We start from the raw sequence: 21278 nt of genomic DNA, 5'->3' as shown, positions 1-21278 counted from the left end.
GTATGAATGGTAAAAATATACTTCTAAGTATATCGATTTTGATAAATATTGTACTGATAATCATAATAGCATCATCTATTTATTTTGTATGGAGCTCCATCAATGACCCTAGAAATGCAATACCATTTGAAGATATGATGGAGGAGCAAAACCTAATTCAGATAGTTAATTATAAGTTAATATTTGAAAACAATGGTGATAAGGGGAATAACAACAATAATAACCACAACAACGCATACATAGAGGTAATTGGTAAAAATATTGGAAATATCTCAGGTAATTGTGTTATCTATGCCAAATTGTATGATTCAGATGGCTATGTAATAGGTAGTTTCAAAGAAAAATTTGATAATATAAATCCGGGCGAAACATTTAAAGCAAAAATAAAATGTCCTTCAAACTATGTTGATTCCGTATCAACAGTTAATTTATCGGTAAAATGTTATAAAGATACGCTATTTTACAATGAAAATGGAAACCACGGAGTACCTGTTAAAATTAGATACAATATTTTAAAACACAACAACAGCCAGATTATCGAAGTTATAGGCGAAAATACTAATAATAAATCTGTTGATGGATATGTTTTTATAAAATACTACGATAAAAATAACACACTAATAGGTCAAAATATGGTTCATTTATACAATATAGAACCAAATGAGACATTCAAGTTTAAAACCAACAACAACGATTGGGTGTATAACAACTACACAATTTCAAAATGCAAGTTATTCCCTATTTTTGGTATAGATTATTATCCTATGATTAGTCATCAAAATGATACTAAAATAATCAGTCAAAAACTAATGTCAGACAATGGAAGACCTTATGTGGAGTTAATTGGAGAGAATATCGCAGATGATAATACGCAAATCTACATAAAAGTAAATTTTTACAATGAAAACAACACATTGATAGGGTACGGCGTAAAAAACCTTGAAAACATAAATAATGGGGAAAAATTCAAGGTTAAAATATATTATTATGGTATCTCCAATTATCCTCATCAAAGATATTATGGTGATAAATATGTACAAAATGATGAAAACAATAATGGATATCTATCAATTTTGGGATATTTTGATGAGGTTTCAAAATACAATATAACCATAAACTAAAATAATCAAAATCTCTTAAATACAAGGAAAAAATAAAATAATAACAATAATAGATGGTTTGAATTTAAACTACTTAGTAGGATTCCGCCTTATTCATTATAATGGCAACATCCATGTAATCAATCAATCCATTATTATCCATATCTAATTTTTCTTCATTCTGTGTATCAACTTCTTCCCCAACATAGGACATTAATGTAACGTATGCGTCATCTTTGTTGATTACAAAATCACCATTTGCATCTCCTTTTAAACTGCTTACGCCGTAGTTCTTTATGTATTTGTTGGTATTTCCAAACAACATCAATTTTGCCGTCTCCTTACTTGTATCTACATGGTGTAAAAATCCCCTAAAATTCTCAGAACCTTTTCCATACACCATTAATGGCACAGGAGCTCCGGTGTGTTTGTGGGATACAAATCCAACTCCAACCTTTTCATCAATGATTTCTGCTATGGTATTTCCAAGGGCATACTTGTTATCGGAGCTCCTAGCATCATTTATCAATTTAACTTCATCATCGGTTAATGTTATTCCTGCGTATTCTTTTAAAACTTCTTTCGGGTCCTTTCCGCTTTTTATTTCTTTTGCCATTTTGTCGGTGCTTGCTTTTATGTTTAATATTTTTTCTTCATTCACTGGATTACCGTATCCTGTCCCCACAGCCAGTCCACCAGTTTCATGGTCGGCAAGAACAATAACCAAAGTATCTTTGTTTTTCCTTGCATAATCTAAGCAGTAATTTACAACATCATCAAATTCTTTTGTTTCAGCCACCACTGACGCAATATCATTGGCATGGCTTGCATGGTCAATTCTTCCAGCTTCGATCATTAAAAAGAATCCATCATTGTCTTTTTCTAATAAATCTACTGCTTTTTTAGTCATATCTAATAATCCTGGTGTATTTTCATCTCTATCCAATACATAAGGTATATGACTATCTGAGAACAATCCCAATATATAATTTCCATTTGCTGATTCTAATCCTTTTTTATCATAAACAATATTATATCCATAATTTTTTGCCATATTCAAGGTATCGCTGTCAAATTCTTTTTTACCGCCACCAAACATTACATTTACTTTGTGCTCTATTAGCTGTTTAGATATTTCTTTTTCCATGTCCCTATCTTCAACATGGGAAGCAAATACCGCAGGAGTTGCATGGGTAATTCTTGCTGTTGATACCAATCCTGTGGATTTATTGCATAGTTCTGCCAATTCCAATAATGTTGTCACATTTTTAATTTCGCCTTTTTTTATTGTTGAAATCATCCCATTGTAAGTTTTAAATCCTGTGGCAATTGCTGTTCCAGCTGCTGCTGAATCTGTAACCTCACCACTTAATGAGTCGGTGAGCTCAAAACCTGTGGATGGAATATCTTCCATACTTAAATGACCATAACACTGCTTAGTTAGTTTCAACTGACTGAATCCCATTCCATCCCCTATCAAGATTATTACATTTTTAACTCCATTTGACTTAAATGCTGATGCTGATTCTGCATTACTTTTTGCTGCACTCGCCTGAGATGCCAGCAATATGAATATTGTGAATATTACACCTAATATGCCTATTGCTTTTTTCAAGATTTCACCTCCATATACATAATTATTTGTTCATAATATAGTATATAAAATTTTCTATTATTGAATTTTATTTCATAAAATATGAACTAAATGATATACAATTATACATTTTTTAAATTATATAGCTCCTAAAATTCAATCATATTGATTGGATAATTACAATGATATAATTATGCAATTATAAATCAAAATCATACCTGAATATTAATTATAATCCCTTTTTATCTAGAATATATTATAATCTTTTCTCAATCGCAGATAAATTTAGAAAAATATATTTAAAGTAAATTCAAAACAATTTGCTGTTTAATTTTTCTTCAATTGATGTGAGTTCATGCTCTCTATCTACAAACATAGTATCACTTTTTATTATGATAATTGTGATTATGATAATTTAAATTATCATTTATATGAAGTGGTATAAATAATATTGGTTGTGTCATTTAAAAATATTACTTAATCATATAATTATGGAATTATTATGTGGTGAGCTCCTCTTCTGACTTACTGCTATCTTCAATTTTTACATGGATGTTCAATGTAATTTGTTCAATACATCCTTTTTCAAAACTTTTTTTAACAGAACCATCTACCTTAACTGTTCCCTTAATACTGAGCTCCTCCAAGGTCCTCCCCACTGCAATGGCTGTGCAACCGCATAATCCGGATAAAAATAAATCCATAGGATTAATTTTGTCCCCCACTGAACCTTTTCCCCCTTTTGATGCTACCTTTAATCCTTTGATATTTACATCAGTTTCAAATTCTTTTACAAAGGTTGAATTTATGCCTTCATCGTAGTATTTGGATGTTATAATATCAACGATTTTTTTTATTAACTCCTCTCTTTCTTTTTCAGGTATCTTTGATAAAAAATTATTTAGACATTTAGGCATCATCTTAGGTGCAAAATTTTCTGCCATATTTGAATCTATCATTTCATCCATCATTTCCATCATAAATTCAGGTTTCATATTTTTCATCATCTCACACATCATTTCTTTCATAGAACTCACCAAAATTTTATATTGTAAAAAATAAAAGAATTTATATTATTTTATATTAAATCATGTTCTTTTAATTTATTGGCAGCTTTTTTAAGAATTTTTTCTTTGATAATAACTTCATGCATATATTCCCTATCTGGGAATATTAATGCATCATGAGGGCATAGATTACCGCATGTGGTGCATGAAACTACACAGTTGTATGGTCTTGCAACAACAGGTTTTTTCATTTCTTTGTCCCAATCAAATACTACTCTGTTTCCGCATGTAATATAGCATATACCACAGCCTGTGCATACATCGTAGTTTATTTTAGGGTACCATTCTATACTTTTTCTATCTACACCCCACCAAGGCATTACTGTAAAATCTTTTATTGTCCTTCCCAAAGGGTCTTTCCCAATTACAGGCAAATCTTTCATTATTTCACCTTTTTTTATTATTTTTTATTTTTATTTTTGATATTTACAAATATATTAAATAGAAATTATTATATTTAAACTTTCCGATATATTGATTAATTTTAATATATTTTAAATAATTTTAAATGTATGAATATATAACTATATGCTTATATCAGTATCTACGAATATGCATTAAACATGCACAACTGAGTATTACTCATAACTACATTTAAATAATCAAATTTAGCTAATAGATTACCCACTTCGATGATGAGGAATTTTAGAGACATACTTTCACTTTCTTTTTCATTTCGTATTTTAATCCATAAATTATGAATAACGCATCTAATCATAAAAAGGAACAACTTAGCTTTTAGAGAGGATATTCGTTTTTATAATTACATCTTTAAGCATTCTAAATCTTGTTTCGATGTTCCATCGTTTTTTATATGTTTATATAGGATTTTGAATTTTCGAAGTCTATGTTGGTTAAAAAGGTATAATATACTTTTTTCTTTCGTTGTTTGTAATTATCTCGTCTTCTGCAATAACTAATTTTGGAATAGTTTTGTAGTCAATAAAGTAATTGAACTTCCAATCCCCCTCTTTTTTATATCCATACTCGAGATAGTATTTAACCTTAATATTTTTCGGAATAAAACTTATGTAATTGCAACCATATCGTTCAAAAATTTTTATTATTTCAAAGTCTTTAAACTCTCTATCGGTTAAGACGGTAATGTCACATGGATTTATTTCCAAATCGTTAATAGCTACTTTAAAAATTTATCAGATAGGGAAAGGGCAGTTTTTGAAGTGGTATTACATTAGGAGCTCCGTTTCATCAATTCGTTGGAGCTCCTATAAGTTTAAAAAATAAAGAAATACTTGAAAAATCTCTATTGAAGAGGCTATGAAAAACCAGCCCTATGTTGAAGATATTCAGGTGGAAATTATTGGGGATTTAAAAGAAGATAAATATGTTTCTTGGATGGCAATATGTTAAATGTTAAATTAAAGATAAAGGTAAATGATACCTTGCATCGTTAAGATTGAGATATATAAAGGAGTTAGATTATCCACTAATGTATGTTGAAGAGATTTTATGGGTCATCTTATCTATCTTTTAGTATTATAATAGATATTGCTAAAATGCTGATAATTATTGCAGGAGTTGGGATTGGTGTTTTGATGTTTGAGTCAGGTATAATCCACTGTTAAGTTAATATATTTAATTTGAATTTTATCATTTGTTGGATTTTTATCAACTGTTAGGTTAATTATCTATCATTCAAAATATTTTCTGCTTTGTGGTAATTAATCTTAAATATTGTTGTTGAATTTCCATTATCCTTACTTATTAATTTCCACAATTCTACATTATCTACATAAACATTATCATAAGATATATTATTATTTGTATTATCCACATAATATGCAAGAATTTCAATTTTTATTTTATTTATTTTCTCAAAATCTTCTAGAAAATTAAATATCACATTAGTATCTTATTAAATATCACATTAGTATCTTATTAAATATCACATTAGTATCTTTGGTGGTGGAATTATTTTCAGGATATTTTATATCATTCCAGATTTCACCATAAACCATTCCCAAATAAACTAAAAATTCCTATTAAAATTATAATTTTTTTAAACATATTATCAATTCTAAATAATTTTTTAAATATAATTAATAGTATGGATCATATTACACTCTAACCTCTAAGACTTTCATATAAGGATAACCACATAATGAGGTTATATAATGCTAAAACCTGTGCAGAAACTACTGCACAGAGACAGAATACTTTTTTAAGAATATAACCTTTGATATTAATCCAATACTTATTCATAAATCTGTTTTTTAATATGGAATTGGTATGTTCTATTTTAACCCTAATTCTTAGATATCAATTTGGGAAGCTTCTTTTTATTTTTCTTCCCCACTAATCTTCTTGAATTGTGGGCAGTTATCCGTTCGTTTTCGTATAATTCCATCACTTTTTTAAATCTTTTATCATAGCCTGCATCTGCACATGATTTCTTAGTGCATACTAATAATTTATCAGCTACTTTATAATCATGAGTATTTCCTGTGGTAAATTCTATTCTTAATGGTATTCCTAACTTATCTACTGCTAAATGTAATTTAAAGCCTTTAAACATTCCTTCACTGTTATATCCTATCTTTCCGAAGGAGCGAAGAGCTACAAAAACCGTTAGGTTTTTGTTCAATTTACCACTTCCTCAGCCTTCATAATATCGTCTTTTTTATAATATTATATTTAGTATAGGTTATATATATTTTGACCCATACTAAATATATTTTTTCTTTATTGGGGAAAACTATGAACAACAATAAAAAAACATATCGTAAATTATATTGGCATATTTGGTATATATTATTTGGAATTCTTCTTATTTTAATGTTTAATTTAGAATCCCATTATAAAACATTGATTATGGGATTATTAGTTATTATGATTTTATTAAAGATAACAATATTTTTTATTAAATTTTTTAGAACTAATGACAACTTATAATTAATTACAATAATTTGTGAAACCATGAAAAAACTACCATCGATACTAACAATCCTAATCTTCTCAATAGGTTTCATCTCAGTCATTATATTCATAAACGACTTATTCATAAACGACTTTTCAAAAAACTACAAAGGAGAAGAAATAAATCAAAAGTTAAATATAAAATTCAAATTTCCTACAATTTTAATAAATAATTTAAAAGTTATCTTTTTAATGTTGGCAGGTTCTATAACCTTCGGTTTATCTACTTTTATAAACTTAATATTTAATGGTTTTAATGTTGGCGTTTTAATTGGTTCTACTTTTCAAACTAATGAACCGTTAAAACTTATTGCTGGTTTAATCCTTCCACATGGCATATTTGAAATTCCAGCAATGCTTATATCAGCAGTGGCAGGTTTTAAAATACCGTATGAAGTTATCCAATATTTAATGGATAAATTAGACGAAAATCTTTGGTTTTCGTTGCTCGCTTGCGTAGCAAGCGAAAAGAAAAACCACTAACGGAAGAAGATACAAAAGAATTCTTAAAATTAGCTTTAATTTCAATAATATTAATCGTTATAGTCGCTTTCGTAGAAGTTTCTTTCGTAGAAGTTTATATTACACCAAAAATTGAATAAAACTCTTCGAGTTTTATAGCTCACCTTCATTTCATTCAGGTGATAGCAGATTTAATATTAAATAACTAAGGCATTAGGAAACTTATTGCCGTATAAATATTTTTCTATTTAATTCAAATCGTTATATATATATATATGTAGGTGTTTTCATTAATTATTGTTATGAAAAAAATGAAAAATTATGGGGGGTAATAAAAAAAATATTAAAACACACTTTAAAAGTATTTAGGAAAAATGAAAAATAAAAGGTCGGCGATGATGAACATGTGCGAGATGTTCGGAGCCAACCCTTTGGCTGTGATGAACATTTATAGGTTCTGAGCCTTTGGAACTTACTCCCTTAAAAACTTAAAGGAGGTGAATAGGCTATGAAGTTAAACTTACTTAAAGGTTTCGCTGCTGTTGCCATGCTATGTGTGGTAGGAGCTGTGTTTGCTACACCTATGACTTCAAATAATTTCCAAAATGGAGTTACAAAAAATGTATATTTTCAATATACTAAAGCAGCCTATGATAGTGGTGAAGTTACACCGGAAAACAAAGCTAAACTAGAAAAATACATGAATATGTGGAAAAGCATGGCTGATGCTACTGGCGGACTAACTAAAAGCCCATATCTTGACAAAGATGATGCTAAAGACCTTGCAGGATTCATCGACGAGGTACGTAATGGGGGAAAATTGCGAGTTGGTTATTGGACATTTACTGCTACATACTCTATTAGGAGGATTGCTAGTGGTCTTTATTGGTGATTCTCATATTTTTTATTAAATTTCATATATTTTTTAAATTTTAATAATTGGTGGGATTTTGAAATTTATCAAAAAAATAAAAAAAATACTATTAACTATTTGTAATGCCCCACTCATTGAATTATGCCTATTATGCTTACTAACAATAACTTTTGAAGTTTATTATATAGTTCAAGATTTAATATTACCCATCATTCTCAATACAATTATCATGATTGCTACGATTGTCACTACATTTATCACATATATAAAAATATCTCACGTTGATGATAATATCGTCTCCGTATTTATTACACCTGTAAAAATATCTCACCATGATAAATCTCAAAAGAAGATTTTAGAAGAATATTTAAGGGATATTCATTCGATAATATGCACTAGTATCGTGTTTATGATTATGGGTATCTATTATACACTAAATCTCGAACCAAATTTTCCCTGGTGGGAATTAATGGCATATCTCTCATTACTGTTAGCTTTATCTAAGATGATTATATTAAAAAAAGTATTGGACAAATGAACGATGGGAAGATTTATGAAAGTTCTAAATTTAATAATCAAAAACAAGTATTGTATTATACTATCAATCAGTTCGTTTATTTTAGGGATAGTATTTGGGGAATTAATAAATATTTCATTGGATGATAGCGATCAACCACTATCAAAAGAGAATAATGTTAGAGGAAATATCTCAAATTTTAATAATTTCATTTCAATACTTATCAATAATCTCAAATCCACATTTATTCTTGTTTTAGGTTTTTTATCCTTTGGAATAACAACATTTATTGGATTGTTTATTAATGGCATATGTAACTCAATACTCCTTTCTGATTTTGACACGCAATCTTTTTTATATATTGTTCCACATGGAATCTTCGAGATTCCTGCGATGTTTATTGCAGGGGCGGCAGGCTTTAAAATTCCTTACGAAATAACTCTTTATCTCTTAGATAAAAAAGAAAAACCAATAACAGGGGAAGATATTAAAGAGTTCTTAAAATTGGCATTTATATCTATTTTTTTAATTGTTATAGCGGCTTATGTGGAAGTATATATTACTCCAAAAATAGCAAATATTTTATTAAAGTTAATAAGGTGATGAATTATGATAAAAAGTATTTTACTAACTCCCAAAATATTTTTTGAAAAAACTGTAAAAAATAAACATAATCTAAAAATTCCAATATTTATTACATTAGTATTTGGACTTACTATATTCTTACAATCATCTTTACCATATTTAAGATTTTGGAATATATTTCAAAATGATGAAAAGATTATTATATTGACTATGCTTGTAATGTTTTTTGTTTTTGGAGTTTGTATATCTTTTTTATTATTATTTATAATAACCTCTATATTTTGGATTGGTGCAAAACTATTATTTAAAAAAATTGGAAATTTCAAGAAAACATTAGAAATTGTTGGCTATGGATTCTTACCAATAATATTTGGAAACATTGCCTATTTAATTATATGGCTTGCTTGTATGTATAATATTTCTCCAGAAATAATACATGTTATTCAAAATCATCCGCAATATTTACTTGCAGTAAGTGAAGCATTAATTCCTAATGAAGTATATTATGTATTAATCTTAATTAATATTATCTCATGTATTTGGAGCTCATTACTTTGGGCAGAGGGGTTAAAACAGCTATATTGTGTAAAATTTTTAAAATCATTATCTCTTACAATAATGATATTACTATTATTAATAAGTTTGCAGTTGTTAACTATTATATTTGGCTAAAACCACAAATGAGAAAAATATAAAAAATTTCTAAATGTTTTTAACTAAAATTAGCATCCCTATCAATAATATAATCATTGCCGCATTTGTAGAAGTATATATTACACCAGAAATAGCAAATATAATATTAAAATAGATAGAGCATTAGGAAACCTATTGCCGTATAAATATTTTTCTATTTAATTCAAATCGTTATATATATATATATAGTAGTTTTCATTTATTAATAATATGAAAAAAATGAAAAATTATAGGGATAATAAAGAAAATATTAAAACACTCTTTAAAAGCATTAAGGAAAAATGAAAAAAGGTTGGCGATGATGAACATTTGAGGGAATGTTCGGAGCCAACCGAATGAACACTTAACCACCATAATGGAGGCGAACAAACTATGAAGTTAAACTTACTTAAAGGTTTCGCTGCTGTGGCTATGCTTTGCATGGTAGGAGCTGTGTTTGCTACCCCTTCTGTCCTTAATTCTGCATATACTGGATATGAACTCGCACACAGTGCTGATGAAGCATACCACGGTTCCACCACAGGAAAGACATTATTGGGAGTAAACGCATTTTTAGCTCCAGAACATATAATAGTCTCAGGTGCTTTAATAACAGGTGGCGCTGCCGCATGCTGCACAGGAGCAGGTGCTATTGTTGGAATACCTATGATAGTAGGTGGAATTGCTTTATAATACCCATATTTTATTTTAATTTTATTTTTTGGTGATATTTATGAAAGATATTACACACTCATATATAAATAATCCAATTATTGTTGGAATAACTTTAATGATTGAAGGTTTATTATTATGGATAGTTCCCATACTAGTTTTTAATTTCTGGTTAAATTATGGCTGGGGTTTATTAAAAAATATATTTGATATTTCAACAATGTTCATTGCAATTGGTATGCTAATTGGTCTTTATTCTTCAAAATATTTAGTAAATAAAGATGATAAGTATGTAATATTTGAAAAAAATAATTTAGAAAAGTTTTTTAAAATAATTTTATTTTTAATTCCATTAGTTGTTATATTTTCAGCAATAGTTATTAAATATTTAATTGTATTTCCTATGACATATACGCAGACAGAAAGTATAATTTTAATATTTATAATAAGTTATGGAGGAGGAGTTTGTTTTTCTATGGGATATCGTGTGTTAAATATATTTATTGAAAAAATTTGATAGTGGAATACTATGAAAATATATAAAACATTACCTATCGTGTTATTCATAATAGGATTTATTTATGGTTTATTCATACCGCTTGATATATTCAAAAGTACATCTATAAATTCATGCAGTGTTTTACCGACCTATTCATTTTTTGGAATTTTAGTTAATAATATTAAAATAGTGTTTTATAATTTAGTAGGGGGTATTTTTTTAATCCCAGTAATTTGTAATTTATTATATAATGGATTTGCACTAGCAATTCAATACAAAGCATTAGCATTAATAAAAAATTGGTTTTTTGTGATTATAACAGTAATTCCACACGGTATATTTGAAATTCCAGCAATGCTTATATCAGCAGTAGCAGGTTTTAAAATCCCGTATGAAGTTATTCAGTATCTAAGAGATAAGAAAGAAAAACCAATAACAGAAGAAGATATAAAAGAATTCCTAAAATTGGCACTAATTTCAATAGTATTAATAATCATAGCAGCTTTCGTAGAGGTTTATATTACTCCTAAAATTGCTAATTATTTATTAAATAAATAAGGAATTAGGAAACCTATTGCCGTATAAATACTTTACTATTTAATTCAAATCGTTATATATATATATATAGTAGTTTTCATTAATTATTGTTATGAAAAAAATGAAAAATTATATGGGTATTAAAGAAAATATTAAAACACTATTTAAAAACATTAAGGAAAAATGAAAAAAGGTTGGCGATGATGAACATGTGCCAGATGTTCGGAGCCAACCGAATGAACACTTAACCACCATAAAGGAGGTGAATAAGCTATGAAGTTAAACTTACTTAAAGGTTTCGCTGCTATTGCTATGGTTTGTATGGTGGGAGCTGTGTTTGCTACACCTGCTGCAGTGTCTGAAATTAGCAAGTTATCAGATGGAAAAATTGGAGCATATACTCAAAAATTGTATGATGAGGGAAAAATAACCAAAAACGAGTATGACAGACTTATGGGAAAATTACAAGATATGGCTTTTGCAGGGTCAGTGATATCGATATTTGCTATCCCTTCTATTGCATCAGGCATTGGTGCAGTAGTATTTGCTGCTGGCGTATCAAGTACGGTAAGTGCGTATGTTTTAATGAAATAATCACCCATTTTAATAGTTTTTTATTTTTTTATTTTGTATAATGGTGATATAATGGATTTAATGAATTACCCTAATACAACAGTAATAATAACATTTATTGCTGTTAGTATCGTGTTATGCGTATTTTATTATATACAAAAAAAATGGATTAACATGCCATTTCATTTTATTATAAGTCGCATATTTATGTTTTCGAGCATAACTATAATGATGTGTATAGCATTGGGGATTCTTAGTTGGATGATTTCTGAAAGTGACCCAATTGGAGCAAATGGAATACTGGGTATATCCGCACTGATTTTAATGATGAATTTAATGATTATGATGTTATGTAATACTTTATCTAAGGTTGGAGAAAATAGTTCAAATGAAGAAACTCCAAGTAGGATTCAATTTAAAAAAAATTTAGGGATAATTTTTATTACTAGTTTATTAACGGTTGTAGCAATTATTTTATATGTATTTTATATGTAGGAGTAGTATCAAATAGTAATTTTTGTTGAGGCACAATATGAGAACAATTAAAAACAAATTTTGTATATTTATGTCTCTATCATGTATAATAATAGGCGTATTATGTGGAATATATATCAATCAACAACCAACCAATTCAAATTTAGAAAATAATAATCTTCTAAAACATCAGAAAATATCAAATTTGGAAGAATTTATCTTAATATTAAAAAATAACTTAAAAGTATATTTAATGCTTTTATTAGGCTCGTTAACATTTGGATTATCAACATTTTATATATTATTCTTTAATGGATTATCAATTCCAATATTACTTTCAAATGTAAAACTAATCGATATTGTTGCTTATGTTATACCTCATGCAATTTTTGAATTTTTAGGGTTTATTATTGCAGGAGCAGTTGGCTTTAAAATTCCTTATGAAATAACTCTTTATCTCTTAGATAAGAAAGAAAAACCAATAACAGAAGAAGATATAAAAGAATTCTTAAAATTGGCACTAATTTCAATAGTATTAATAATTATAGCAGCTTTCGTAGAGGTTTATATTACTCCAGAAATAGCAAATTATTTATTAACATAATTATATTAACATAATATTTAAATATAACTAAATACCAATTAATTATTAAAAAAATAAAGAGGGGAGAAAATGAACCTAAAAGAACTAATCTTAAATCCAAACGATTTTTTCAAATATCTATTAAATAAAGAAGTATCTCTCAAAACACCTTTTCTCATAGTTCTTATATTCTCAGTGTTAATGTCGGCATATTCTTACTATACAACATCAATAATGTTTAAAATATTTCCATCAGATATGCAAGGTATGATGTCAATGATGATAATAATTACCGCAGTATCTTCGCTAGTAGGAGGATTTATATCATGGTTATTAATAGCCGCAGTTATGCATATAATTTCAATGGCATTCAAAGGAGTGGGCTCATTTAAAAGAACATTCGAATTTACGGGCTATGGATTCATAGCAAACTTAATTGCTCTATGTATTACCATACCAATTGGTTATTATTTTCTTTCAAGTGCTCATATTACAACATTAACAGTAGCACAGCTCCAAAATCCAGCAGTTGTAAAACAGGTGATGTCTTCAATACTTCCAAAAACAATGATATATACAAATCTTTTAGTAGGTATTGCAGTTAGTTTGTGGAATTTGAGCTTATGGACTTATGGAATAAAATATGCAAGGAATTTGGAGTTAAAGAAAGCATTTATAGTTGCATTAATTCCAACAGTATTATTTGGGGCATACCAGCTATACAGTGTGGCTAAATTCTTATAAGGTGAAATAATGAAAAAATCTTTTTTTATTTTTTTATCCATTTTATCTTTATTTTTAATTTTAAATACATTAAATGCGGTGGAATTTACAAGCATTGACTATAAAAATCAATATTTAGAGCCGTCAAAAACCTATGATTTGTGGGTTGTAATTACACCAGAAAAAGAGATAAACAACACTATAATAGGTATTTATCCCTATGGAGAAAGTAAAGATTATATACAAATAATCAAAGGAAAAGACAGTGAAGGACAATTATTTCCATCTGAAAAAGGAGTGGGGCATTTTATAATAAAAATTAAAGATGATGCACCATCAAAGGATTATAAAATTGTGGCATACTGCAACTACACAGAGGATAATAAACAATATTCAGAAAATAGGATATTTACTATTCCAGTTAGGGGAGCTCCAACAATCACAATCGAAAACCCACCAACGATAAACGAAGGAGTAAATAAAATTTACCTAAAAATAACAAATAAAGGGACAGGAACAGCACAAAACATAAAAATGCAATTTAACAACGATGACAACCATATATATGCTTTATCAGAGGGATATATTGACCATATAAAACCTGGTGAAACAAGACTAATGGATGTTAAAATTTATGCAAGTGGAGATAGTATTGTAAAACTACCCTATAAATTAACCCACAGCAATCCTTATGATGATTTACAACTAACCGATAAAACAGAGACAGAACAAGGGGATTCCAATACAATCACATATAATTACAAAAACCAAAAAATTGTTGAAGAGACTGGAAATTTAATATTTAAAGTTATTCCAAAGAATGTTGTTGAATTGGAAGTAAATAAATACAACTATCCTGTGGGGGAGGTAAATAACTTTACATTATCAATAAAGAACAACTATAAAGATGCTAATTTTATCATTACAATTGGAAAATATTATTTGGGCAATAATCAAAAAAGTTTATTTATCAAACACGGAGAAAAAGAAAATATTTCCTTTAAAACAAAAATAAACGAAATAGGCATTAAAGAAATTCCAATAAAAATAATTTTTGATGGAAATGAGATAAACAAAAATATTTCCATAAATGTTATTGGAAAAGTGCAATTAGTTTTAACGGGCGTAAATGTAGGGGGAATGAATGAAAAAACTATTACAGGGGATTTATCCAACATAGGAACTACCAAAGCAAAAAGTGTACTGGTCAGCATTAAAAGAACAGATGATATTATTCCTGTAAGACCTTATGAAAACTACTTCGTAGGAACACTAAATGCTGATGATTATGGAAGTTTTGAATTACACTGCCAAATTAATGAAAATGTAAGTGGGGTTCCGATTATAATTACATATAGGGATGAAGATAATAATTTAATTAAAATGGAGAAAAATATTTCAATATCTGAAAATGGGCAAATAAGTAATAATGAAAATTATGGAAGCAATGGAGGATTCATTAACTATATAATAATAGGAATTGGGGTTTTATTCTGTATTGGGGTTATTTATCTAATATATAGGGGATTTGTAAGAAAAAATGAATAAGGGGATAAAAAATGATTGAATTAAAAAATGTGGTAAAATCCTACAATTTAGGTGGAGAAACAATTTACGCACTAAATAATGTAAGTTTAAAAATAGATGAAGGGGAATTTGTAGCAATTATGGGACCAAGTGGAAGCGGGAAATCTACGCTATTAAACATTATCGGATGCTTAGACAAACCAGATGAGGGAGAAGTGTATATAGATAATGTAAAAACCAACGATTTAAACGATAATCAATTAACTGAAATTAGAAGAATGAAAATTGGATTTGTATTTCAACAGTTTAATCTAATTCCCCTATTAAGTGCATTGGAAAATGTGGAGCTCCCCTTAATATTTAAATACCGAAGTGAAATGAGCTCAGAGGAAAAACAAAAAAGAGCACTGGAATGTCTAAAAATGGCTGAATTAGATGAACAATTTGCAAACCACAGACCAAACCAATTAAGCGGAGGACAACAACAGAGAGTGGCAATAGCTCGGGCTTTGGCAAATAATGCACCTGTTCTATTGTGCGATGAACCAACTGGGGCGTTGGATTCAAAAACTGGGGGTAAAGTTATGGAGCTCCTAAAAAAATTAAACAAATCTGGAAAGACCGTTGTTGTAGTTACTCATGATATAAATGTTGGAAAAGTTGCCGATAGGATAATAGATATTAGGGATGGAAAAATAGTTGAGGAGTAGTAATGTCATAAAATAGAAAAAAATAGAAATACAACAAAAAATAGCATGGTGGGATTATGATTAATGTTAAAAAGGATAGTATGTCATTTGATGTTAAAAAAATAGTTATTATATCTGCTATGGTATGGCTTTTGTTTAGTGTTGTTGGAAACCAAATATTATTTTCGTTATTATTCATTAAAAGCCCTGAATATTACAACTATCTATTTGTAGATATTAACTATTTTGCCATGTTTTTTGGTTTAATACTTGCTGTGCTTTTAGTATCTTATTACAGTATTAATAATCCTATGATTAAGAATAGAAAAATAAAAGGGGGTTTATTAAAAAATAATATATTGATTAAGTATTTATTAAAAATAACATTATTGCTTATGATTTTAAAAATGGGTATGTATATTTTAAAAATATATACGAATGTAGATATACCAATAGATTTGTTTTATCTATCCGATGGTGTTATGGGGTATGTTTTAGTAATGGGCTTGTTTTTTAAAATACATGATTTACAGAATAAAAGTATGTCATTTTTATCAAAACTAAAAACAATTGCAATTTCCATAATAATATGGTTTTTAATATCTTATCCATTGTATTGGATGGCCAATGTGTTTATTACTCCTGATTATTTTGGTTATCCCAGAGATTATGACCATTTTAATGGATTTAAAATATTTATTTATGTAATTGGTGCCTTACTGTCTATTCCTGCTTCAATATATCTTAATTTTAAAAAAGATTTAAATACAGATTGTGTTTTAAAAGAATGCTGGAAAATTGTATTATTAAATTCATTTATAGCAGGAACATTAGGGTTAATATTTTTTACATTATTTACAATATATTATCACCATGTGGATTCAGTGGAATACCTTGTATATTTGGTATTTTTTCTTTCATTAATTCGGACTTTTAAGATTATTGGTAAAAATGAGGAATAACATGTATTTTGAAATGGCTAAGAGGAATTTAAAACGGCATAAACTTAGAAGTTTTTTAGCATTGTTAGGAATACTTATTGGAGTTATGGCTATATCCTCATTAGGCATATTGGGCGGCGGATTAAAGCAGGGGATATCCAAAAATTTTGAAGGTGTTGCTAATTTTGTTGTGGTATTTCCAAATTCTGGGGAAGGTTATTTACATTTTACAAAAAAGGATATAACTAAATTAAAAAAATTGGACTGTGTTGTAATACCAATATGCACAAAAAATGATATTATTTATATAAAAGGCAAAAACAAAAAAACATATGCTTCTATTTACGGAATAAAAAAAGAAGATATTAAATATTTAAATTTGGGAGTAGATAATAAGCTTTCTGATACAACCGTTTATGCGGATAGTATGTTTTCAGATTTTAACGAAGTTAATAAAAATGATGCCGTTGCAATAAATAATATATCATATAGGATAAAGGGAATATACAATAGTTCATTTTTTATACTTTCTCAAAACTCCATCATTTTATCTCAAAAGACATACAATAGATTTTATGGGAGCAATTATTCAATGGTTGTGCTTTATGTTAAAAATAAAGATAATATAAATAATATTAAAAACGAAACTGAACTAATTATGAACAAAAAAGAAAAGAAAGTAATAATATTGTCAATGGATACAATACTTAAATCTGTAAATGATGCCATGAACATGCTTTCTATGTTTTTAATGGGAATGGGAGGAATATCACTATTGGTTGCGGGAATAGGTATTGGAAATGTAATGCTTATGAGCACAATTGAAAGAACAAAAGAAATTGGAGTTATGAAAAGTATCGGAGCTCCGAAAAAAAGTATTATGATAATATTCCTTTATGAATCACTAATACTTGGCATTATAGGAAGTTTTATTGGGGCATTTTTAAGTTTGGGAATTGGTTACCTCATTGTGTGTTATTTATTAAAAGCATCTTTAACGGTGGATTGTTTAGTTTATGTGATATTGGGAGTTTTATTTGGAATAGCAACTTCGTTAATCTCTGCACTTTATCCAGCATATAAGGCATCTAAATTAGACCCAATAAAGGCACTTAGGAATGAATAATAAAATATATAATAAATTTAAATAATATCTGTCTTTTTCAATATTTTTTCTGCTTTTTCCTTTGAAATACCGTTCCTTAATATTGTCCATCTATTTCTAATTTTATGAGCATTTGCAAGGGCATCAATTAATATATTTTTATCATATCCTAATTGTTCTCCTATTGTCGGAGCTCCAACTTTTTCAAGTGATAATTTTATATTTTCATATTCTCCTATTGTAATATTTCCCTCAATAAGATGTAAATATGCTGATATTATGGTCCCAATACCGCACTGCTCCCCGTGAATTCCATTAATATTTAAATTTAATTTTTTAGTTATAATATCCAAAGAATGAGAAAAAAGATGCTCACTTCCAGAGGCTGGACGAGTGGAACCTGCTATTGATATGGTAATTCCGCTACCAATAAGTGCTTTTACTAATTTTTTTGGATATTCTTCCAAATTATTTTTATCATTCGATAAAACGAATTCCACCAATTCCATTGCAATGGTTTTTGAAAATATTGCGGAGCTCTCGCTGTATGGTTCTTTTGTTTCTTTATAGGATAACTTCCAATCAAGAACTGCTGTAATGTTTGATACTATATCTCCCATTCCCGCACTTAATAGCCGTTTAGGTGATTTTTTTATAATATTTAAATCTGCAATTATTGCTATGGGGGATTCTGCTGTAATTGATTTACCTTGTTGGGATATTATGGGGGAAGCTATTCCGTCATTTGATGCTGTGGTAGGAATGGAAATAAATTGTTTATTATATTTATATGCTATGTATTTTCCAACATCTATCGCCTTCCCTCCTCCTACTCCAATTATACAGTCGAAATTACAAATATTTTCAATAAATTCTTTATTGGGTTCATTTCGTTTGATATCAATATAATCAAAATAATAAAAATAATCAAAATTAGATATATATTTTTTAGTTCGTTTCCCGGTAATAACCAATGGATTTTTTAAATTAAGTTTTAAAAGTATGTCATTTAATAAATTAATTCCATTTTCTTCGATAACAATATATCGGGGAGTTGTAATCATTTTTTCACATATTCTATTTTTAAATATTTTTCAAAGCATCTATTTGACAGTATTTGGCACATATTCCGCAATCTGTGCATAGGTCTTTATCAATAATTGCTATTCCATAGGTAGTTATGGCATCAACAGGGCAAAATACTACGCATTCACCACAACCTACACAATTACTTAATACTTCCATAATATAACCTTATTATATTTTTCTTTTTTATCGCATTATTTTATGTCTCTATTATTTAATAATTATTAATTTTATTTCTTTATTTTAACTATTCTCCCAGTATTATATATCATATATTATCTAATAATATAATTATTTACCAGTTTTAACTTTAAATACTTCATTGTTTGATCTTATAATAATGGATGTGTCTTCACCAACATATTTTTCGGCAATTTTTCCCAACTCCATAAGTTCATCTGTTTTTATATGCCTCATTTTTTGATATTCCTCTGTATAACTATGATGGCAGTCCATCTGTTGAATGGCGTATAAATTACAATCCTTTACAGTTTTTGCTATTTCAACAATATCTTGTTTATCCATTAAATCTGGCACAACCGTGGTCCTACATTCAATAAATACATTATTTGATATACAATAGTTTATTATTTCAAGTATATTTTTTTTAATTATGCTACCATTATAACGGGCTATTTTTTCATATTTATCAAAACCACATTTAACATCAAGGGCAATGTAGTCTATTAATTTATTATCAATAATATCTTTTACAATATCTACGCTTGTCCCATTTGTGTCTAATTTCACGGCTAATCCTTCATTTTTTGCAAGTTTGCATAGTTCTTTTACCCCCTCTGGTTGAAGTGTGGGTTCTCCACCGCTTATTACAAGTGCATCTGCAAATATTAAATCGATTTTATCAAATACTTCTTTGGGGGACATGTCTATGTTTCGTGTATTGTCTAACATATGCTCATAATTATGGCAATATCCACAGAGCATATTACAACCAGATAAAAAAACAACCGCGGAGCACATTTTTGGGTAATCTATTGTCGATATATCTACAATTCCGAAAATTTTCATAATATCTCACTATTTTTTAATTTTTTAATTTTTATTATTCTTATTTATTTTATATGGTTTCATATATTATATGGTGTGTTCGAAAAGTCTGTTCTGTAAGGAGCTCCCATATAAATTTACATTATATATTATATATGGTTAGATATATTAAATATATTATTATTTGGGTCGATATTTATGGAAATAAAAATTATTGTAGAAAACACAGCATACAAAAAATATATTGCACAGCACGGACTATCCATACTTGTAAAGTCGGATAATAAAAAAATACTATTTGATGCAGGTCAAAATCCATATATATTAAAGAAAAATATGGAGCTCCTAAATGAAAATAGCAATTTTGATGGTATAATTATAAGTCATGGTCATTATGACCATACCGATGGATTAAAAGATATAATTAATAACACCGAAGATATTAATATTCCGATATATGTCCATCCTGATGCTTTTCTTGAAAGATATTCAAATAATGGGACATATATTGGAATAGATAAAGACATAAAAAAGTTTTTAAAAAATTATGATTATTTAAATTTAATAGAAAAACCATATCATGATAAAAATAATAATTTAATAATATCTGGCAAAATTGAACGAAACAACTATTTTGAACCAGAATTATTTTATAAATTAAAAGAAAATGAAAAATTGGAAACAGGGAGCTCCCAAAAAAATGATAAAATAAAAAATATATCGAAAAATCCAAATTATGAAATAGATTCTACATATGATGATATGTTTATTATTGTAGATGGCGTAATTATAACGGGCTGTTCCCACAGTGGAATTATAAATGTAGTAGAATATGCCAAAAAAATAAATAAAAATAAAATTAGGGGAGTTATAGGGGGTTTTCATTTAATAACATCTTCCAAAAATCATATTCAAACAGTTTATGAATATTTTGAGAATTCAGATTTAGAATTTATAATGCCTATGCACTGCACCGGCTTTAAGGCTTTAAAGAAATTAAGCAAACTTGATAATTTTATCTACGGCCATACTGGAAAAACTCTTGAATTATAG

Annotated in this window: 26 protein-coding genes and 3 pseudogenes; 20 read left to right on the top strand and 9 right to left on the bottom strand. The window is 28.0% G+C overall.

Annotation, left to right across the window (positions count from 1 at the left end; translation table 11 throughout):
* Positions 1-2: 2 nt before the first annotated feature.
* Complete coding sequence (locus tag MAEO_RS02695; protein WP_011973259.1) at positions 3-1121, top strand: hypothetical protein; 1119 nt, start codon at positions 3-5, stop codon at positions 1119-1121.
* Positions 1122-1194: 73 nt separating this feature from the next.
* Here MAEO_RS02695 and MAEO_RS02690 read toward each other — a convergent pair whose 3' ends face one another.
* The 4 genes from MAEO_RS02690 to MAEO_RS07790 all read right to left on the bottom strand — a co-directional run bounded on the left by MAEO_RS02690 (position 1195) and on the right by MAEO_RS07790 (position 4888).
* Positions 1195-2715, bottom strand: coding sequence for an alkaline phosphatase (locus tag MAEO_RS02690; RefSeq protein WP_011973258.1), 1521 nt, complete (start codon positions 2713-2715; stop codon positions 1195-1197).
* Between the two features lie 479 nt (positions 2716-3194).
* Entirely contained in the window at positions 3195-3722 is a 528-nt protein-coding gene (locus MAEO_RS02685) for an OsmC family protein (RefSeq protein WP_011973257.1), read from the bottom strand.
* Positions 3723-3772: 50 nt separating this feature from the next.
* Complete coding sequence (locus MAEO_RS02680; protein ID WP_011973256.1) at positions 3773-4144, bottom strand: 4Fe-4S dicluster domain-containing protein; 372 nt, start codon at positions 4142-4144, stop codon at positions 3773-3775.
* 471 nt (positions 4145-4615) lie between these two features.
* A complete protein-coding gene (locus MAEO_RS07790) occupies positions 4616-4888 on the bottom strand; it encodes a hypothetical protein (protein WP_011973255.1) in 273 nt (90 codons plus the stop codon).
* On the opposite strand from MAEO_RS07790, the pseudogene MAEO_RS02675 reads away from it, so the two are divergent.
* A pseudogene (locus tag MAEO_RS02675) lies at positions 4877-5256 on the top strand (dihydroneopterin aldolase family protein). The gene MAEO_RS07790 and the pseudogene MAEO_RS02675 overlap by 12 nt on opposite strands.
* Positions 5257-5406: 150 nt before the next feature.
* On the opposite strand, the gene MAEO_RS02670 reads toward MAEO_RS02675, so the two are convergent.
* A complete protein-coding gene (locus MAEO_RS02670) occupies positions 5407-5625 on the bottom strand; it encodes a hypothetical protein (protein WP_048062358.1) in 219 nt (72 codons plus the stop codon).
* 402 nt (positions 5626-6027) lie between these two features.
* Positions 6028-6366 (bottom strand): transposase, encoded by a 339-nt coding sequence (locus tag MAEO_RS02665; RefSeq protein ID WP_011973254.1) that lies wholly within the window; start codon positions 6364-6366, stop codon positions 6028-6030.
* 332 nt (positions 6367-6698) lie between these two features.
* On the opposite strand from MAEO_RS02665, the pseudogene MAEO_RS02655 reads away from it, so the two are divergent.
* From MAEO_RS02655 to MAEO_RS02580, 17 genes and pseudogenes are all read left to right on the top strand, one after another.
* Positions 6699-7300: pseudogene (locus MAEO_RS02655) on the top strand (stage II sporulation protein M).
* A 368-nt stretch (positions 7301-7668) separates the two neighbouring features.
* The gene (locus MAEO_RS07745) at positions 7669-8052 is read left to right on the top strand and encodes a hypothetical protein (RefSeq protein ID WP_011973252.1); all 384 of its coding nucleotides are present in this window, start codon (positions 7669-7671) and stop codon (positions 8050-8052) included.
* A gap of 58 nt (positions 8053-8110) precedes the next feature.
* Complete coding sequence (locus MAEO_RS02645; RefSeq protein WP_011973251.1) at positions 8111-8572, top strand: hypothetical protein; 462 nt, start codon at positions 8111-8113, stop codon at positions 8570-8572.
* A 15-nt stretch (positions 8573-8587) separates the two neighbouring features.
* A complete protein-coding gene (locus tag MAEO_RS02640) occupies positions 8588-9154 on the top strand; it encodes a stage II sporulation protein M (RefSeq protein WP_011973250.1) in 567 nt (188 codons plus the stop codon).
* A 6-nt stretch (positions 9155-9160) separates the two neighbouring features.
* Positions 9161-9808 (top strand): YIP1 family protein, encoded by a 648-nt coding sequence (locus MAEO_RS02635; RefSeq protein WP_011973249.1) that lies wholly within the window; start codon positions 9161-9163, stop codon positions 9806-9808.
* A 37-nt stretch (positions 9809-9845) separates the two neighbouring features.
* Positions 9846-9944: pseudogene (locus MAEO_RS08145) on the top strand (stage II sporulation protein M); the annotation flags it as partial.
* Positions 9945-10240: 296 nt separating this feature from the next.
* The gene (locus MAEO_RS02630) at positions 10241-10501 is read left to right on the top strand and encodes a hypothetical protein (RefSeq protein ID WP_232202538.1); all 261 of its coding nucleotides are present in this window, start codon (positions 10241-10243) and stop codon (positions 10499-10501) included.
* 40 nt (positions 10502-10541) lie between these two features.
* Positions 10542-10997: a hypothetical protein gene (locus tag MAEO_RS02625; protein ID WP_048062355.1), complete on the top strand. Its 456-nt coding sequence runs from the start codon at positions 10542-10544 to the stop codon at positions 10995-10997.
* A 12-nt stretch (positions 10998-11009) separates the two neighbouring features.
* The gene (locus MAEO_RS02620; protein ID WP_011973245.1) at positions 11010-11537 is read left to right on the top strand and encodes a stage II sporulation protein M; all 528 of its coding nucleotides are present in this window, start codon (positions 11010-11012) and stop codon (positions 11535-11537) included.
* A gap of 252 nt (positions 11538-11789) precedes the next feature.
* On the top strand, positions 11790-12110 hold the full coding sequence (locus MAEO_RS02615) for a hypothetical protein (RefSeq protein WP_011973244.1): 321 nt from the start codon (positions 11790-11792) through the stop codon (positions 12108-12110).
* 240 nt (positions 12111-12350) lie between these two features.
* Positions 12351-12584 (top strand): hypothetical protein, encoded by a 234-nt coding sequence (locus MAEO_RS08005; RefSeq protein ID WP_232202537.1) that lies wholly within the window; start codon positions 12351-12353, stop codon positions 12582-12584.
* Positions 12585-12654: 70 nt separating this feature from the next.
* The gene (locus MAEO_RS02605; RefSeq protein ID WP_232202536.1) at positions 12655-13167 is read left to right on the top strand and encodes a stage II sporulation protein M; all 513 of its coding nucleotides are present in this window, start codon (positions 12655-12657) and stop codon (positions 13165-13167) included.
* Between the two features lie 69 nt (positions 13168-13236).
* Positions 13237-13890 (top strand): YIP1 family protein, encoded by a 654-nt coding sequence (locus tag MAEO_RS02600; protein ID WP_011973241.1) that lies wholly within the window; start codon positions 13237-13239, stop codon positions 13888-13890.
* A 9-nt stretch (positions 13891-13899) separates the two neighbouring features.
* Positions 13900-15417, top strand: coding sequence for a COG1361 family protein (locus tag MAEO_RS02595; protein ID WP_011973240.1), 1518 nt, complete (start codon positions 13900-13902; stop codon positions 15415-15417).
* A gap of 11 nt (positions 15418-15428) precedes the next feature.
* Positions 15429-16106: an ABC transporter ATP-binding protein gene (locus MAEO_RS02590; RefSeq protein WP_011973239.1), complete on the top strand. Its 678-nt coding sequence runs from the start codon at positions 15429-15431 to the stop codon at positions 16104-16106.
* 56 nt (positions 16107-16162) lie between these two features.
* Positions 16163-17047: a hypothetical protein gene (locus MAEO_RS02585; RefSeq protein ID WP_011973238.1), complete on the top strand. Its 885-nt coding sequence runs from the start codon at positions 16163-16165 to the stop codon at positions 17045-17047.
* 1 nt (position 17048) lies between these two features.
* The gene (locus MAEO_RS02580; RefSeq protein WP_011973237.1) at positions 17049-18152 is read left to right on the top strand and encodes an ABC transporter permease; all 1104 of its coding nucleotides are present in this window, start codon (positions 17049-17051) and stop codon (positions 18150-18152) included.
* 17 nt (positions 18153-18169) lie between these two features.
* On the opposite strand, the gene MAEO_RS02575 is transcribed toward MAEO_RS02580, so the two are convergent.
* The 3 genes from MAEO_RS02575 to MAEO_RS02565 all read right to left on the bottom strand — a co-directional run bounded on the left by MAEO_RS02575 (position 18170) and on the right by MAEO_RS02565 (position 20246).
* The gene (locus MAEO_RS02575) at positions 18170-19195 is read right to left on the bottom strand and encodes a sn-glycerol-1-phosphate dehydrogenase (protein ID WP_011973236.1); all 1026 of its coding nucleotides are present in this window, start codon (positions 19193-19195) and stop codon (positions 18170-18172) included.
* Positions 19196-19214: 19 nt separating this feature from the next.
* Positions 19215-19376 carry a DUF362 domain-containing protein gene (locus MAEO_RS02570; RefSeq protein WP_011973235.1) on the bottom strand — a complete coding sequence of 54 codons (162 nt, stop codon included), beginning with the start codon at positions 19374-19376 and terminating at the stop codon, positions 19215-19217.
* A 132-nt stretch (positions 19377-19508) separates the two neighbouring features.
* A complete protein-coding gene (locus MAEO_RS02565; protein ID WP_011973234.1) occupies positions 19509-20246 on the bottom strand; it encodes an anaerobic ribonucleoside-triphosphate reductase activating protein in 738 nt (245 codons plus the stop codon).
* A 177-nt stretch (positions 20247-20423) separates the two neighbouring features.
* Between MAEO_RS02565 and MAEO_RS02560 the strand changes: the two genes are divergently transcribed.
* Complete coding sequence (locus MAEO_RS02560) at positions 20424-21278, top strand: MBL fold metallo-hydrolase (RefSeq protein WP_011973233.1); 855 nt, start codon at positions 20424-20426, stop codon at positions 21276-21278.

Origin of the sequence: Methanococcus aeolicus Nankai-3 (assembly GCF_000017185.1) — an archaeon.
Lineage (GTDB): Archaea > AGJL01 > Methanococci > Methanococcales > Methanococcaceae > Methanofervidicoccus > Methanofervidicoccus aeolicus.
The sequence above is the reverse complement of the archived record's forward strand: the minus strand, read 5'-3'. Positions and strand labels throughout refer to the sequence as shown.